The organism is Allobosea sp. 47.2.35 (genome assembly GCF_024655635.1).
GTDB lineage: Bacteria > Pseudomonadota > Alphaproteobacteria > Rhizobiales > Beijerinckiaceae > Allobosea.
On the sequence record NZ_JANLGI010000025.1, the window covers coordinates 30,925 to 45,577 of the forward strand.

Annotated in this window: 18 protein-coding genes; 12 read left to right on the top strand and 6 right to left on the bottom strand. The window is 63.6% G+C overall.

Going from position 1 to position 14,653, the window contains the following annotated elements; genetic code table 11:
- Window positions 1-18 precede the first annotated feature (18 nt).
- The 4 genes from NUV79_RS22300 to NUV79_RS22315 all read right to left on the bottom strand — a co-directional run bounded on the left by NUV79_RS22300 (window position 19) and on the right by NUV79_RS22315 (window position 2,340).
- Window positions 19-420, bottom strand: coding sequence for a cupin domain-containing protein (locus tag NUV79_RS22300; protein WP_257735271.1), 402 nt, complete (start codon window positions 418-420; stop codon window positions 19-21).
- Between the two features lie 88 nt (window positions 421-508).
- Window positions 509-1,150 (bottom strand): NAD(P)H-dependent oxidoreductase, encoded by a 642-nt coding sequence (locus NUV79_RS22305; protein ID WP_257735272.1) that lies wholly within the window; start codon window positions 1,148-1,150, stop codon window positions 509-511.
- Between the two features lie 25 nt (window positions 1,151-1,175).
- Window positions 1,176-1,544, bottom strand: coding sequence for a DUF2255 family protein (locus NUV79_RS22310; protein ID WP_257735273.1), 369 nt, complete (start codon window positions 1,542-1,544; stop codon window positions 1,176-1,178).
- A 52-nt stretch (window positions 1,545-1,596) separates the two neighbouring features.
- Window positions 1,597-2,340 (bottom strand): SDR family oxidoreductase, encoded by a 744-nt coding sequence (locus NUV79_RS22315; protein ID WP_257735274.1) that lies wholly within the window; start codon window positions 2,338-2,340, stop codon window positions 1,597-1,599.
- Window positions 2,341-2,900: 560 nt separating this feature from the next.
- Between NUV79_RS22315 and paoA the strand changes: the two genes are divergently transcribed.
- From paoA to NUV79_RS22335, 4 genes are all read left to right on the top strand, one after another.
- Window positions 2,901-3,542, top strand: coding sequence for an aldehyde dehydrogenase iron-sulfur subunit PaoA (paoA, locus tag NUV79_RS22320; RefSeq protein ID WP_257735275.1), 642 nt, complete (start codon window positions 2,901-2,903; stop codon window positions 3,540-3,542).
- Window positions 3,539-4,489, top strand: coding sequence for an FAD binding domain-containing protein (locus NUV79_RS22325; protein WP_257735276.1), 951 nt, complete (start codon window positions 3,539-3,541; stop codon window positions 4,487-4,489). The genes paoA and NUV79_RS22325 overlap by 4 nt, the downstream gene beginning before the upstream one ends.
- Before the next feature lie 21 nt (window positions 4,490-4,510).
- The gene (gene paoC / locus NUV79_RS22330; RefSeq protein WP_257735277.1) at window positions 4,511-6,724 is read left to right on the top strand and encodes an aldehyde oxidoreductase molybdenum-binding subunit PaoC; all 2,214 of its coding nucleotides are present in this window, start codon (window positions 4,511-4,513) and stop codon (window positions 6,722-6,724) included.
- Between the two features lie 217 nt (window positions 6,725-6,941).
- Window positions 6,942-7,706, top strand: a complete 765-nt coding sequence (locus tag NUV79_RS22335) for a carboxymuconolactone decarboxylase family protein (protein ID WP_257735278.1) — start codon at window positions 6,942-6,944, stop codon at window positions 7,704-7,706.
- A gap of 57 nt (window positions 7,707-7,763) precedes the next feature.
- On the opposite strand, the gene NUV79_RS22340 is transcribed toward NUV79_RS22335, so the two are convergent.
- Both NUV79_RS22340 and NUV79_RS22345 read right to left on the bottom strand, forming a co-directional pair.
- Entirely contained in the window at window positions 7,764-8,213 is a 450-nt protein-coding gene (locus NUV79_RS22340; RefSeq protein ID WP_257735280.1) for a cytochrome P460 family protein, read from the bottom strand.
- A 102-nt stretch (window positions 8,214-8,315) separates the two neighbouring features.
- Window positions 8,316-9,212 carry a LysR family transcriptional regulator gene (locus NUV79_RS22345; protein ID WP_257735281.1) on the bottom strand — a complete coding sequence of 299 codons (897 nt, stop codon included), beginning with the start codon at window positions 9,210-9,212 and terminating at the stop codon, window positions 8,316-8,318.
- Window positions 9,213-9,318: 106 nt separating this feature from the next.
- Here NUV79_RS22345 and NUV79_RS22350 point away from each other — a divergent pair, with 106 nt between their 5' ends.
- From NUV79_RS22350 to NUV79_RS22385, 8 genes are all read left to right on the top strand, one after another.
- Complete coding sequence (locus tag NUV79_RS22350) at window positions 9,319-9,954, top strand: NADPH-dependent F420 reductase (protein WP_257735282.1); 636 nt, start codon at window positions 9,319-9,321, stop codon at window positions 9,952-9,954.
- Between the two features lie 106 nt (window positions 9,955-10,060).
- Window positions 10,061-10,456: a (R)-mandelonitrile lyase gene (locus tag NUV79_RS22355; protein ID WP_257735283.1), complete on the top strand. Its 396-nt coding sequence runs from the start codon at window positions 10,061-10,063 to the stop codon at window positions 10,454-10,456.
- Between the two features lie 85 nt (window positions 10,457-10,541).
- The gene (locus tag NUV79_RS22360) at window positions 10,542-11,267 is read left to right on the top strand and encodes a RibD family protein (RefSeq protein WP_257735290.1); all 726 of its coding nucleotides are present in this window, start codon (window positions 10,542-10,544) and stop codon (window positions 11,265-11,267) included.
- Between the two features lie 289 nt (window positions 11,268-11,556).
- Window positions 11,557-11,988, top strand: coding sequence for a cyclophilin-like fold protein (locus NUV79_RS22365; RefSeq protein WP_257735284.1), 432 nt, complete (start codon window positions 11,557-11,559; stop codon window positions 11,986-11,988).
- Between the two features lie 105 nt (window positions 11,989-12,093).
- Complete coding sequence (locus NUV79_RS22370; protein ID WP_257735285.1) at window positions 12,094-12,201, top strand: tautomerase family protein; 108 nt, start codon at window positions 12,094-12,096, stop codon at window positions 12,199-12,201.
- A 158-nt stretch (window positions 12,202-12,359) separates the two neighbouring features.
- On the top strand, window positions 12,360-12,821 hold the full coding sequence (locus NUV79_RS22375) for a (R)-mandelonitrile lyase (protein WP_257735286.1): 462 nt from the start codon (window positions 12,360-12,362) through the stop codon (window positions 12,819-12,821).
- A 170-nt stretch (window positions 12,822-12,991) separates the two neighbouring features.
- A complete protein-coding gene (locus NUV79_RS22380) occupies window positions 12,992-13,759 on the top strand; it encodes an SDR family NAD(P)-dependent oxidoreductase (protein WP_257735287.1) in 768 nt (255 codons plus the stop codon).
- 18 nt (window positions 13,760-13,777) lie between these two features.
- Window positions 13,778-14,614, top strand: a complete 837-nt coding sequence (locus NUV79_RS22385) for an MFS transporter (protein WP_257735288.1) — start codon at window positions 13,778-13,780, stop codon at window positions 14,612-14,614.
- Window positions 14,615-14,653 lie beyond the last annotated feature (39 nt).

A 14,653-nucleotide genomic window follows, 5' to 3' on the forward strand; every position in this document is an offset into this window, starting at 1 on the left:
ACGGTTGCCGACGATGGTCTAGCCTCGACCGAAATAAGAGTCGTCGGAAACATCCTCAAGCCAAACCACCGACACGCCATCGACCGCCGGCTGGATGGTGAAGATGGAGACATCGGACTCGGGTGAGCCGCCGTGCCAATGTTTCTCGTCCGGCGCGATCTGGATCACATCGCCCGGCCGCAGATCGCGGATGTGCTGGCCCCAACGCTGCATGCGGCCGAGCCCCGCCTTCACGACAATGGTCTGGCCAAGCGGATTTGTGTGCCAGGCGGTTCGCGCCCCGGCTTCGAACTTCGCATGCGAGCCCGGCGAGCGGCCGGAGAAAGGATCAGGCGGCCGGCGATCGACGCTGGCCCGACCGGTGGTCCGGATGACGAAGGGCGTTTTGCGATGAGGCCTCCCGGAATTGGCGGCGTTCAAGGTTCTCTCCGTTCTCCCGTCAAGTGCTTCTCCAAAGACCCGTCACGGCAGCCACGGAATATCATGCGCGTCCGGTTGAAGCGGCAGTTCACGCCTTTTTCGGCTCCTCGCGGAGTCTTGTTGCGAGGGCCTCCTGGTACCCACGCAGTGCATCCGGCCCCGCGCCGGCGGCACCCAGGAAGGCCAAAGGCTTCGAGAATGTCATGCCAGTATATCTGGCGCTGGCGCGCAGCGGTGTCAGCACCTCCTCGATGGAGAAGCCAAGCCGACCTTCGCCGCTGTAAGCCTTCGCATCGCCGGCTGTCGTCGTGACGACCAGCAGCTCTTTGCCTCTCAGTTCAGGCGGAGCCCCGACACCCCAGACCTCGTTCATGTAGGCCTTGAGCATCGGCGTCAGGTTGAACCAGTGGATCGGGAACATCATCACGAGCCGGTCCATCTTCTCGTAGAGCTTGCGCTCCGCTGCTCGATCGAATCCGCGCATGTCGTCGCCGTAGACGGCTTCGAGATTGCGAAACAAGGTATCGTCAGCCTCCCGTGCGACCTCCCACAGGGCTTTATTGACGACGGAGCGGTCAGGATAGGGATGCGACGCTATGATCAGCGTCCTGGCGTTGCCGGCGGCCTGGGCATGCGCATCCCTTGTCACCGCAGAAATCGTGGTGCTGATGGCGATTCCGGCGCCGGCCTTGACCACATTGCGCCGGTTGATCGTGCTATCGCCCAACATGATAGTTCCTTCTGGGGTTTGCTGGTCAGCGGCGCCGGATGCATATGGTGGCCGCGCGCGCCTGATCGCCGATCATGGATGCCAGATACGGGCTGCCGCTGTATTTCGTTCGATATGCCTCATCGATGCGGTCTTTCAGCCTGGTTTCGGCCTGCTCGAAAGATACCTCATAGGAGGTCTTGGCTACGCTGATCTGGCCGGACTTCTCCCGAACTGCCGCCTTGTACCAACGCGAGTCCACGCCATGATAGGCGCGGACAAAGAGCCCGTCCTCGATAACGACGGACCAGATCCAGGTGGGCGTGCCGGGCGTCATTCCGTCCTCGCGAAATGGCGCGATGCGAAGGTCATCGGCCTTTGCGATGTTCCCGAGTTCATCTTTCGTCCACGGCATAACAACCTCGCTTGTTTCGGTGCGGCTTCGTCAAAGAGGTTGAACGAAGGCTTCACCAAGGCTGGCTTGTCGGCCCGACCGTGAACTCGCTGATGGTCGTGTCCTCCGGCACGTCGATCGCGAACGCGACGACGCTGGCGATCCGATCGGGGCTGATGGCGTGCTGCGCGTAGAGCTTCTTCATCCCCTCGGCCGCGCCCGGGTCGGTGATTCCGTTCAGCAGCTCGGTGCTTATCGCGGCGGGATAGATTGTCGCCGTCCGGATGTTCGTGCCCTCCATGGCCGTTTCCATGCGAAGGACTTCCATGAAGTCGCGCACGAACCACTTGGTCCCACCGTAGATCGCGCTGCCCGGATAAGCCTTGATGCCGGCAACCGACGACGTCGCGATCACCTGGCCGGACTTTTGCGCGATGAAATGAGGCATTACGGCCGCGACGCCGTTCATCACGCCCTTGATGTTGATGTCGACGGCCTTGTTCCATGCGTCGGTCCGCAGCGCCGATACCGGCGATGTCGGCATGATGCCCGCATTCAGGAAGATCACATCGACGCCGCCGAACTTGTCCTGCGCCAAACGCACGATGGCCTCGTTGTCGTCCGGCCTGGTGACATCCATTGCCTGGTAGATGGCTTGGCCGCCATCACCGACGATCGCGTCGGCGATCTCCTTCAGCCTGTCCTCACGCCGCGCGCCGAGAACGACCTTGGCCCCCTGCTTGGCAAGCAGCCGCGCGGTGGCCTCGCCGATCCCGGACGACGCCCCGGTTATGATTACAACCTTGTCCTTGACCATGGTGCCTGTCCTTTCGTCGTCATGCTGACAGCGTTCAATCGTCCGGGCCGTGCGAAAGGCGCGCTTCAACCTCTCTCTGGAACCGGCGGTGTCGTCGTGAAGCGTTACCTCGCCCCGTCCGCTAAGCGATCTCGATCGAAGGTCACTCAGCATCGGGCGGGCAAATTCTTCGCCCCTTTGCTCTTTGAGAGCGAGACTGGGCGTCAGATAGGCCAATGCCGCTCTTGCACCATGAAGGATGGCACTGAAGAGCCGACAAATGAATGGGCGATTTTCAATCTCGCCTATGAGCGAAATTCATCAATCACGATGCGAGAGACGAGGCTCAGGTTGCGGCGGCGGATTTGTCATCAGCAAATTCCGTGGCCAGCCGGCGAAGCGTGACGAGCGGAGTCATGGGCAAATGACTGCCGCCCGCATTCATGAAGTGGCCTCATAACATTATGCCGGATCGCAGAAGAAACCTGCGGGCATGTTGCCAGTTTATAATCAGTCTTGTTCCAGCGATTGCCGCCGCGCAGCCACCGTGCGTACATCAAACCGAGCCTGAGGAGACACCGATGGCCGAGCTTCCCGAATGTAAGCCGTCGCGCCGCGCCGTCATGGCAAGCGGCGCCGCGACCGCCCTTGTTCTGAGCACGTCTACGCGGCGCTCACATGCGCAACCTGCCATATCGACGGAGGCCATGATCATGATGCCCGTGCGCTTCAAGGTGAACGGAGAAAGCCGGGAACTCACATTGGACCCGCGTACGACCCTGCTCGATGCGCTCAGGGAGCATCTGCATCTGACCGGCACCAAGAAGGGCTGCGACCACGGTCAATGCGGCGCGTGTACCGTCATTGCCGGCGGCCGTCGCATCAATGCCTGCCTGAGCCTCGCGCTTCAGCATGACGGCGATGCAATCACGACCATCGAGGGGCTGGGGACGCCGGACAAGCTCCATCCGATGCAGGCTGCCTTCGTCAAGCATGACGGCTATCAGTGTGGCTATTGCACGCCAGGGCAGGTCTGCTCGGCAGTCGCGGTCCTTGACGAGATCGCGCGCGGCGTGCCGAGCCATGTCCAGGCGGATCTCCTGCAAAGGCCGCAGGCCAGCAATATCGAGATGCGCGAACGGATGAGCGGCAATATCTGCCGCTGCGGCGCCTATTCTAACATTGCCGAGGCCATGGCCGACGTTGCGGGAGGTCGGGGATGAAGCCCTTCACCTATGAGCGCGCGAGCAGCCCCGTCGAAGCCGCGCGGATTGTTGCCAATCGGCCCGGCGCCCGTTTTCTGGCGGGAGGGACGAACCTTCTCGACCTGATGAAGATCGAAGTGGAGACGCCGACCCATCTCGTCGACGTGCAGGATCTCGGACTCGACAGGATCGAGGAGACGCCCGAAGGCGGCCTCAGGATCGGCGCGCTGGTCAGCAATACCGACCTCGCCGCGGATGAGCGCATCCGGCGCGACTATGCGGTGCTGGCCCGCGCGATCGTGGCCGGCGCTTCCGGCCAGTTGCGCAACAAGGCCTCGACCGCGGGCAACCTTCTCCAGCGCACGCGCTGCCCGTATTTCTACGACACCAACATGGCGTGCAATAAGCGCTCGCCCGGCGCCGGCTGCGCCGCGATCGGCGGCGTGACGCGGCAGCTCGGCGTGATCGGCGTCTCCGACAAATGCATCGCGACCTTTCCCGGTGACATGCCGATTGCGATGCGCCTGCTGGATGCAGTGGTCGAGACGGTCGACGGTGAGGGCCGGCGGCGCTCGATCCCGATCGCGGAGTTCCATCGCACCTGGGGCGATACACCCCATGTCGAGACCGCGCTCCATCCTGGGGAGCTCGTCACCGCCGTGACCTTGCCTGCGCCGCTGGGCGGCAAGCATTTCTACGAGAAAGTGCGCGACCGCGCTTCCTACGCCTTCGCACTGGTCTCGGTTGCCGCCGTGATCCAGCCCGACGGTTCGGGCCGCGTCGCGTTCGGCGGGGTGGCGTCCAAGCCCTGGCGTGTCGAGGAGGCGGAGGCGCTGATCCCGCTGGGCGCCGCCGCGGTCGTCGCCCGCGCTTTCGAGGGCGCGACGCCAACCGACGACAACGCCTTCAAGCTGCCGCTCGCCATGCGCGCGCTCGCCTTCGTTCTTTCGCAAGCCAAGAGCTGATCATCACGGGGCCAGACGCTGATGAAATTCGCAACTCCCGCCGGCGCTAATCCGATCGACCGCATGGCGATCGTCGGTCGCGCCCATCCCCGCATCGACGGCCCGCTCAAGACGACGGGCACTGCTCCGTACGCTTATGAGCATCAACACCTGGAATCCAAGCTTGCCTATGGCTGCATCGTCGGGGCGGCGGTGGCCAAGGGCCGCATCACCGCGATCCGCGTCCACGAGGCGCGGGATGCGCCCGGCGTGCTCGCGATCGTCACCGCGCAAGAGGCCGGCAAGCTTGGCAAGGGCAAGCGCAACACGGCCAAGCTGCTCGGAGGCCCTGAGGTGGATCATTACCACCAGGCAATCGCCGTCGTTGTCGCGGAGACCTTCGAGCAGGCGCGCCATGCGGCGGGTCTCGTCCATGTCGACTATGATCGGACCGAGGGGCGGTTCGATCTTGCCACGGCATTGGAGAAGGCGGAGCTGGCCATCGATCCAAACGCCGCGCCCGCGCCCAAGGAGAACCGCGTCGGGAATTTCGAAGAGGCTTTCGCCGCCGCTGCGGTCAAGCTCGATGCCTCCTATACGACGCCGGATCACAGCCATGCGATGATGGAGCCCTTTGCCTCGATCGCCGCCTGGAACGGAGACGAACTCACTGTCTGGACCTCCAACCAGATGATCGACTGGGGCCGAACCGACCTGGCCATCACCCTGGGCATCCCGAAGGAGAAGGTGCGCCTGATCTCGCCCTATGTCGGCGGCGGCTTCGGCGGCAAGCTCTTCCTGCGGGCCGACGCGCTGCTGGCGGCGCTCGGTGCCCGTGCGGCAGGCCGCCCGGTCAAGATCGCGATGCCGCGCCCGCTAATGGCCAACAACACGACGCACCGGCCGGCGACCCGGCAGCGGATCCGCATCGGCTGCGATGCCGGCGGCACGATTACCGCGATCGGACATGAGAGCGGGTCGGGCGACCAGCCCGGCGGCAGCCCCGAGGCGGCGGTCAGCCAGACACGCCTGCTCTATGCCGGCGCCAACAGACTGACGACCCTGCGTCTAGCCGAGCTCGACCTGCCGGAAGGCAACGCCATGCGCGCGCCTGGCGAGGCGTCGGGCATGATGGCGCTGGAAATCGCGATCGACGAGATGGCGGAAAAGCTCGGCATGGATCCGGTCGCATTCCGCGTGAAGAACGACACGCCGGTCGATCCCGAGAAGCCGCAGCGGCGTTTCTCCGAGCGCCAGCTCGTGCGCTGTCTCGAGGAAGGAGCGGAACGCTTCGGCTGGTCGCGCCGCAACCCCCGGCCGGGTCAGGTTCGCGACGGGCGCTGGCTGGTCGGCTTCGGTGTCGCAGCCGCCTTTCGCAACCATCTCGACATGCCGTCGGGCGCCCGGGTCCGGCTCGGCCGCGACGGGCACATCACCGTCGAGACCGACATGACCGATATCGGCACGGGCAGCTACACGATCATCGCCCAGACTGCGGCTGAGATGATGGGTGTGCCGGTCGATGAGGTTACGGTCAGGCTTGGCGACTCCGCCTTTCCGGTATCGGCGGGATCGGGCGGCCAGTTCGGCGCCGCAAACGCGACGGCGGGTGTCTATGCGGCCTGCGTCAAGCTGCGCGACGCCGTGGCGCAGCGACTGGGGTTCAATTCTGCGGAAGCCGTCTTCGCCGATGGACGCGTCACCGGCGGCAACCGCTCCGCCGCGCTGCGCGAGGCCGCGGCGGCGGGCGAACTCGCCGGCGAGGACAAGATCGAGTTCGGCGACCTCAGCAAGACGTATCAGCTTTCCACTTTTGGTTCCCATTTTGTCGAGCTGGGCGTGGATAGCTATACGGGCATCGTCAGGCTGAGGCGGATGCTGGCGGTCTGCGCCGCCGGCCGGATCCTCAACCCGGTCTCGGCCCGCAGCCAGGTAATCGGCGCGATGACGATGGGCGCCGGCTCCGCTTTGATGGAGGAACTGGCCGTCGACAAGCGCTTCGGCTTCTTCGTCAACCACGACCTCGCCGGCTACGAGGTGCCGGTCCATGCCGACATCCCGCATCAGGAGGTGATCTTCCTCGAAGAGGCTGACGACAAGGCCAATCCGATGAAGGCCAAGGGTGTGGGCGAGCTCGGCCTCTGCGGTTTCGGCGCGGCGGTGGCGAATGCCGTGTACAACGCGACCGGCGTGCGGGTCCGGGATTATCCGATCACCCTCGACAAGTATCTCGATCGTCTCCCTCCCGTCGATTGACGTTTTGCCACTACGACAGGAGCGAGACGCACAGATCGCGAAATCATCGCGAACGGAAAGTCCCGGCCGGTGTGAGGCGAACAGCTACGCCTCGATAGTTTCATGAGGTCGGCTCATGAAACCTATCCGATCCTCCGTCTAATGCGATGCGGCCACGCTGCCTAAATTCAAATGGTCAAAAAAAGCCATGCCGCTGCGGATACGAAAGGACGTGAAAATGAAGCACCTGGCCGCCGCTCTCATCACTGTAGGCCTTGGCGCCGGCCCTGCATTTGCACAGGAAAGGTCACCGATCATGCCGAATGATATTCAACGCGTCGCCCCCGCACTCGGCGCCTATACGACTGAGGGGCTATTCGGAAAGGTCTGGGCAGGAGCCGACCTCTCGGCGCGTGACCGGGGCCTCGTTACCGTGGCGATTCTCATCACCCGCAACCAGACGGCGGAACTCAAGGCCTACATCGCTCGCGCGCTTGAGGCCGGCGTCACCCCCGCGGAGATATCTGAGACGATCACGCATCTGGCTTTCTATGCCGGCTGGGGCAATGCGATGGCTGCCGTGGCTGCCGCGGCGGACGTCTATGAGGAGCGAGGCGTGGATGCCAATGCATTGCCGAAGGCCAAGCCGGAGCCGCTGCCGCTCAACGAGGAGGCCGAGAATGCGCGCCAGAAGCAGGTTCAGGGCAATTTCGGCAGCGTTTCGCAAGGCGTCGTAGACAACACGCAGAACTTCCTGTTCCGTGACCTATGGCTGCGCCCTGATCTGAAGCCGCGCGACCGGAGCCTGATCACGGTAGTCGCGCTGATCGCCTCCAGCCAGGTGGCCCAGATTCCGTATCACCTGAATAGGGCGATGGATAACGGCCTGACACGGGAGGACGTCGGCGGCGTTTTGGCCCATGCTGCCTTCTATACGGGCTGGCCCAACGTCTTCACGGCTCTGCCGGTGGTCAAGGAGGTCCTTGAGAAGCGGACGAAATGATCGGCCCTTTTTTGATCGGGAAGCGCCCTGACCGCGAAGCGCGGGCAGGGCGCTCGCTCATTTGGGCTCGCGCATCTGCCGGGTCGTGAAGACGAAGTCGTTGGCGGCCTGCGACTGATGGCAGGCGGCACAGCGCGAGCCGTCCTCGCTGGGGTTCGGCGATTTGTCTGGCGCAAACTCACGAAACTGCCACTGCCCAGCCCGCGAGATGCGGCCCCATTCCGCGCGCTTTTCCATCACGACGTAGCGATGGAGGCCACCGTCCCGGTGGTCTTCCATCGTGATGATCGTGCCCTCTGGAAAGGGTCGCCCCTCTCTCGCCGCCGCCAGCGCCGCGGGTGACGCGAAGAGCTCCTCGCGGATATTGCCGCGGGTGACTGTGCCGTAATGGACGTCGTTTCGATAAGCCTCCGGGAACGTCACGGCATCGTTGGTGGTTTGGGCGAAAGCGAGCGTGGCGACGATGAGCCCGCCCGCGCCGAGCCCTGCTGCGGTTCGCAATCGCATGGCACCTTCCTGATCCTGGATTTAGAAGGAAGACAATGGGCCCAGCGTTTGGATCCGGGTAGCGTCTCGGAGCAGAAGGCAATTATGAGGGGGATTCATAGGTCACGGCTCGCGATGGCGTAGCGCATCGACGATCAGGGAAAACGCGGGCGAGGACTGCCTCCGATGCGGGTAATAGAGGAAATATCCCGGAAAGGGCGGGCTCCATTCGTCCAGAACGATTTGCAGACGACCCGATTTGACATGGGACTCGGTCAGGCTTTGGGGGACATAGGCGATGCCGAACCCGTCGACAGCTGCTTGTACGCAGGGGTTGATGGTGTTGAAAATGAGCTGACCCTCGACACGCACGCGGATTTCGCGCCCCCTTTGTTCGAACTCCCAGGCATAGAGCCCGCCATGTGTCGGCAAGCGGAGATTGACGCAGCGGTGACGGGTGAGTTCCTGCGGGGTTTCGGGAACGCCATGCTTCTTGAAGTAGGACGGCGCACCGATCGCGACCATGCGGAAATCCGGACCGACCCTGACGGCGATCATGCCGTCCGAAACCGACTCGCCCAGTCGCACGCCGGCATCGATCTTCTCGCCAATGATGTCAGTGAGCGCGTAATCGGTGACGATTTCGACCGAGATGTCGGGATATTTCTTCAGCAGAGGCTTCAGCTTCGGCCACAGGATCGTATCGGCTGCGTAGTCGGTCGCCGTGATGCGAAACAGGCCGGCCGGACTATCTCGTGACTCGATGACGGACGCGAGCTCGTCCTCCAGTTCAACGAAATGAGGCGCCATCCGCTTCATGATGCGCTCGCCGACCGCGGTCGGAACGACCTTGCGGGTGGTCCGGGTCAAAAGTCGGACGCCGATCCGCTCCTCCAGCCCCTTGATCGCGTGGCTGAGCGCCGATTGCGAAACGCCGATCTGCGCGGCCGCGCGCGTGAAGCTCCCTTCCCGGGCCACGGCGACGAAGGCCAGCAGATCGTCGATATTCTCTCTCAGCATTGATGAGCTGCCCTCATAGCGTCTTGAAGATTCTATGGGCTAATCGATCCGGCTTGAACAGGGCATTCTGTCTTGCGCGAGCATTGATCACGCAGGAGGCCAAACGATGAGAGTCGGAATCCTGGGCTCGGGCCTGATGGGCGGCAAGCTCGGGACGATCTGGGCGAAAGCCGGGCACGAGGTCACCTTCAGCTATGCCCGCGTTGCGGGCAAGCTCGAACGGCTCGCGCGCGAGTGCGGCGGACAGGCTGGAACCGTCGCGGAGGCAGTCCATCGCGCCGATGCCTTGCTCCTCGCGGTTCACTGGTCGCGTATCGACGACGTGCTGGAGCAGGCAGGCGATCTGGCGGGGAAGGTCGTGCTGAACTGCTGCGTCCCGCTTGATACGAGGAACCGCGATCTCGTCGTCGGCGTTACTACGTCGGGAGCCGAGGACGTGGCGCGCAGACGCCCGCATGCGCGCTGGGTCGCCGCCTTCAACACGAGCCCCAGTGAGGCTTTGTTCGATGTCTTCGCGCGGAACGGAAAGGAGCCCCGCCCACACCTTCTCCATTATGGTGACGATGTCGAAGCGAAGAAAGTGGTTGCCGCCCTCATCGAGGATGTCGGCTACGCGCCGCTGGACGCCGGACCGCTTCGCACCGGCCGCTTCGCCGAACCATTCGCCATGGTTACGGCGGAGCTCGCCTATGCCCAGGCCGGCGGGCCCAAGCTGATCTATCGCTTCGACAGGCTCCCCTAACTTTGATGAGCCGCGTTCATAGGAGCGTGTATGCGGGGCGGGCTAATCGACCGCCGAAACAGTCCCTAAGATTTCAAAAAGGCAACGGCTCCGAAAGGAAACGACGATGAAGATCACGAGAGCGGGTTCCGCGCCTTCCGCCAAGGGGCCGGCGGATTGGTTTACCGGCACGGTTCGGGTCGACCCATTGTTCAATGCCGAAGCGCCCGGGCGCACCGGGGCGGGCGCCGTAACCTTCGAGCCCGGCGCGCGGACCGCATGCCATAGCCATCCAGCGGGACAGGCTCTGATCGTCATCTCGGGTCGTGGCCGTGTGCAGCGCGAGGGCGGTCCGGTCGAGGAGATCCGGCCGGGGGACGTCGTGTGGTTTCCCGCCGGGGAGAAGCACTGGCATGGCGCCGCACCGGACGTCGCGATGTCGCATATCGCCATTACGGAAACCGTCGACGGCAGCAATGCAACGTGGATGGAGAAGGTGACGGACGCCGAATACGGCGGGTGACTGCGGGCAATGGCGCAACAGACCGACGTGCCCCGATTGGGCTTCGCCGGTCCATTTGTCTACCAGCGAACAAGACGTGATCAGGATGCGGCCCAGGATTATCTGCCACATGATCGCCTCGGTCGACGGAAGGCTTACCACCGAGCGGTGGACAGCGCCGGACGGAGGACCCGCCGCCGCGCTCGTCCATAAAGCCTATGATGCCACGGCTGCGCGGCTAGGCAGCCAGGGGTGGATGGTCGGACGAACGACCATGGCCGACTATGTCGAGCGGGAGAGCGCCCCGCAGCTCCTGGACAGGCCGATCAGGCGCGCGTCCTTCGAGGGGCGCCGGAACGGCCGGAACCTAGCCGTGGTCCTGGACCCCTCCGGCAAGCTCGTGCATACCTCAGACGATCTCGACGGCGATCATGCCGTCGCGATTGTTTCGGAGCGCGTTGACGAGGTCTATCTCGAAGCACTTCGTGCAACCGGCGTTTCCTATCTCTTCTCCGGCCCGGATGGTTCGGATCTCGCTGGCGCCATGGCGACGCTTGGCGAGGTTTTCGGCGTAACGACTATCCTTCTCCAGGGCGGGGGAACCATCAACGGCGCCTTCCTGGCGGCCGGTCTGATCGACGAGTTCAGCACCCTGATTTTCCCATCGGTCGACGGTCTGGCCGGAATTCCTTCTATTGTCGATTACCGCGGCATATCGACCGACCGGCCTGCATTGGGGCAGAGTCTCCATCTAATCGGCAACGAAATGCTCGAAGGCGGTGTCGTTTGGCTGCGTCACGGAGTCAGCCACAGGGCTGGCACAACGCTGTGACGCGGATACTGAAGCGGCCAGAAAAAGGGAGCGCCCGGCGAATGGCCTCTCGCTTGAAAGCGAAGGGCGCCCTCTTCATTCATGAGCCTCGCTCATCATTTCTAGTGTCTGTTCGCCGCTAATCCTACAGCCTGAAATGGCCCATATTCACGAAGCAAGGTCGCCGTGCCCAGCTAGCCCGACGCTGCGGCGCACCGCTATCAGGGATCCGTTCCTGTTTTTTGAGAGGAACCCGGCTATGCGGGTCAACAGGACATATTCGGCCTGGGCGTGCGCTGGACGGATCGGGGTGATCGCTCTGCTGGCGCTCGGCGCCTGCACTACGGCCTGCGCCGGTAACGAGCTCGGGACGGCCAGAAAGGACGGAGCCATGAGAGTTCGTGTCGTCATCGACGGTCAAGCCCTGACGGCGACGCTCGACGACAGCCCGGCGGCGCGGGACTTCGCATCCCTGCTGCCGCTCGACCTCACGCTCTCGGACTATGCCTCCACCGAGAAGGTCGGCGACCTTCCGCGCCGGCTTTCGATCGATGCAGCGCCGCGCAGCTATAAGCCTTCGAGCGGCGACATCACCTACTACGCGCCTTGGGGCAACCTCGCGATCTTCTACCGGGACTTCCGGGACTCGGACGGTCTCGTGAGGCTCGGCGCCTTCGACGGCGGCATCGACGCATTGCGTCGGGCCGGTGCGTTTGCGGCCCGGTTCGAACGGGCAGAATAGCGGGCACGATCGAATTGCTGGCCATGAGATCGGGCCCGGAGAAGCGGTCCGTGCCGGTATGAAATGGACCGCCGTGTCACCTCGAATGCCAGCGGAGACCCCGACATGCCACACGTGATCGTCAAAGCCCTGCGGGGCCGAACTGAGGATCGGAAGACCCGTCTTGCTGATGCCATCACCCGGAACGTGATGGAGATCTTCGGCAACGATTAAGACGCAGTCTAGATTTCGATCGAAGACATCGCCCCGGACCGGTGGAATGAAGAAGTCTACCAACCAGATATCGCCCGGAAGCCATCAGAACTCTACAAGAAACCGGGGTACAGGCCCTGATTTCGACTTTCATGCTGCAACCAAGAAAGGTCTTCATAATGAGAAAATTGATCTCAGCCGCTTCTTTCCTGGTGTTGTCGACCGTGCTTGCCCGTGCCCAGGGCATCGAGATCACGCGAAACGCATCCGCCCCTTCCACGGTGGGCGACAACAAGCTGTTCAGCGGCCATGCGGTCGTGGACCCGCTTTTTCCCGCTAATGCGTTCACGCACGGCACCGGCGGCCTTGTCACCTTCGCGCCCGGCGCCCGCACAGCCTGGCACACGCATCCTGCGGGCCAGATGCTGATCGTCACGTCCGGCAAGGGCTGGGTCCAGCAGGAGGGAAGCCAGAGGCAGGAGATCAACCCGGGCGATGTGGTCTGGATTCAGCCGGGCGTAAATCACTGGCATGGCGCGACGGACAAGTCCGGGATGAGCCACATTGCGATTTCCTACATGAAGGACGGCAAGAACGTCGAATGGGGCAGGCTCGTCACCGGCGAGGAATATGCCAAGTGAGCCGTCACGTTGACGGAGCGAGCGCCAGCTCGCTCCGCTCGTTCATGCCAAGCGAAGCAAGCCCCCGCCTTTGATCTGACGATCTGAAACAACCTTGCCCGCCACCACCTTGGAGCGCCGCCGGCGTCTCCGAGGCTGGCGTTCTGCGCCGGATACCCCGGAGAACCCCCTTGAATATTCGATACGACTTCACGGGCCATGTCGCCCTGGTCACCGGTGCCGCCTCCGGAATGGGGCTCGCGACGGCGAAAGCCTTTGCCGAGGCCGGCGCCAAAGTGGCTCTTGCCGATGTGAACGCCGACTCTCTCCAGACGGCTGCCGATGCATTGTCCGCTTCAGGGCACGATGTCATCGCTCTCCAGTGCGATGTCGCCGACGATACCCAGGCCTCGACTTTGATCAAACGCACCGTCGAGCGGTACGGCCGTCTCGACGCCGCCTTCAACAACGCCGGCATCCAGAGCCCCGCGGTCGAGACCGCCGACGTTCCTGTCGATGTCTACGACCGGATCATCGCCATCAACCTCCGGGGCGTCTGGTGTTGCATGAAGCACGAGCTCCTTCAGATGCGGTCGCAGGGTAGCGGAGCGATCGTGAACTGCTCTTCTCTGGGAGGGCTTGAGGGCGTGCCCGGCCGCGCCGCCTACCATGCTGCCAAGCACGGCGTTCTCGGCCTGACGAAAAGCGCTGCCCTCGAATATGCGGCACGCGGCATCCGGGTCAACGCGGTCTGCCCGGGTATCATCGATACACCGATGGTGTCCGACATGCTGACCGGCGAGAAGGACGTCATGGAAGAGATGATGCGGAACGTCCCGATCAAGCGACTGGGTCAAGCGGATGAGATCGCCCAAGCCGTACTTTGGCTTTGCAGTGACGCTTCGAAATTCTTGATCGGCCAGGCTCTGGCCGTCGACGGCGGCTACACCGCCCGCTAGGCCGCTCAAGGATCCGCCATGGCCGCTCCTCTTTCCGAAGCTCCGGCGGATACCCGCCCGGTCTTCATCATCTTGCTGCCGCTGATGATGGCGGTCTTCGTGGCGTTCCTGGTGATCGGCGTCGCCATGCCGGTGCTACCCTTGCATGTGCATAGCGGGCTTCACCTCAGCACTTTCATGGTCGGCCTCGTCGCCGGCGCTCAGTTCGTTGCGGCCTTGGCATCCAGGCTCTGGTCCGGCCATGTCGCGGACACGCGCGGCGCCAAGCCGGCCGTTCTCGCCGGCCTATTGGCCGCTGCCGTCGCGGGATTGCTCTACTGGATCTCTTTGCCTTTCGTCGACACTCCCTTCGTATCGGTGGCGATCCTGCTGCTCGGCCGGGCGGTTCTCGGCGGGGCCGAGAGCTTTATCATCACGGGAGCGACGATCTGGGGGCTCGCACGTGTCGGTCCCGCACATGCGGGCAAGGTGATCGCCTGGATGGGAACGGCGATGTTCGCCGCCTTCGCGGGCGGCGCGCCGATCGGTACGATCCTGTACGAGAAGGAAGGCTTCGGCGCCATCGCAATCGCGACACTGGCGGCACCACTCGCGACCATGTTTCTCATGGCCCGGCTGCAATCCGTGGCGCCGCCGCCCCGCAACGGAAAGCCGCACTTCCTGACGGTCATCGGGCAGATCTGGAGGCCGGGCCTGGGCGCGGCCTTGAGCAGCATCGGCTTCGGCACGGTCGCAGCCTTCGCATCGCTGCTGTTCGTTGAGCGAAGCTGGAGTCCCGTCTGGCTCGCCTTCACGGCCTATGCGGGAGCGCTCATCCTCGCCCGGCTCATTTTCGGACATGTCAAATCGCATTGAAGCGCAGCCCCCTTATCGCGTTGAAGGCTAGCCCCCCTT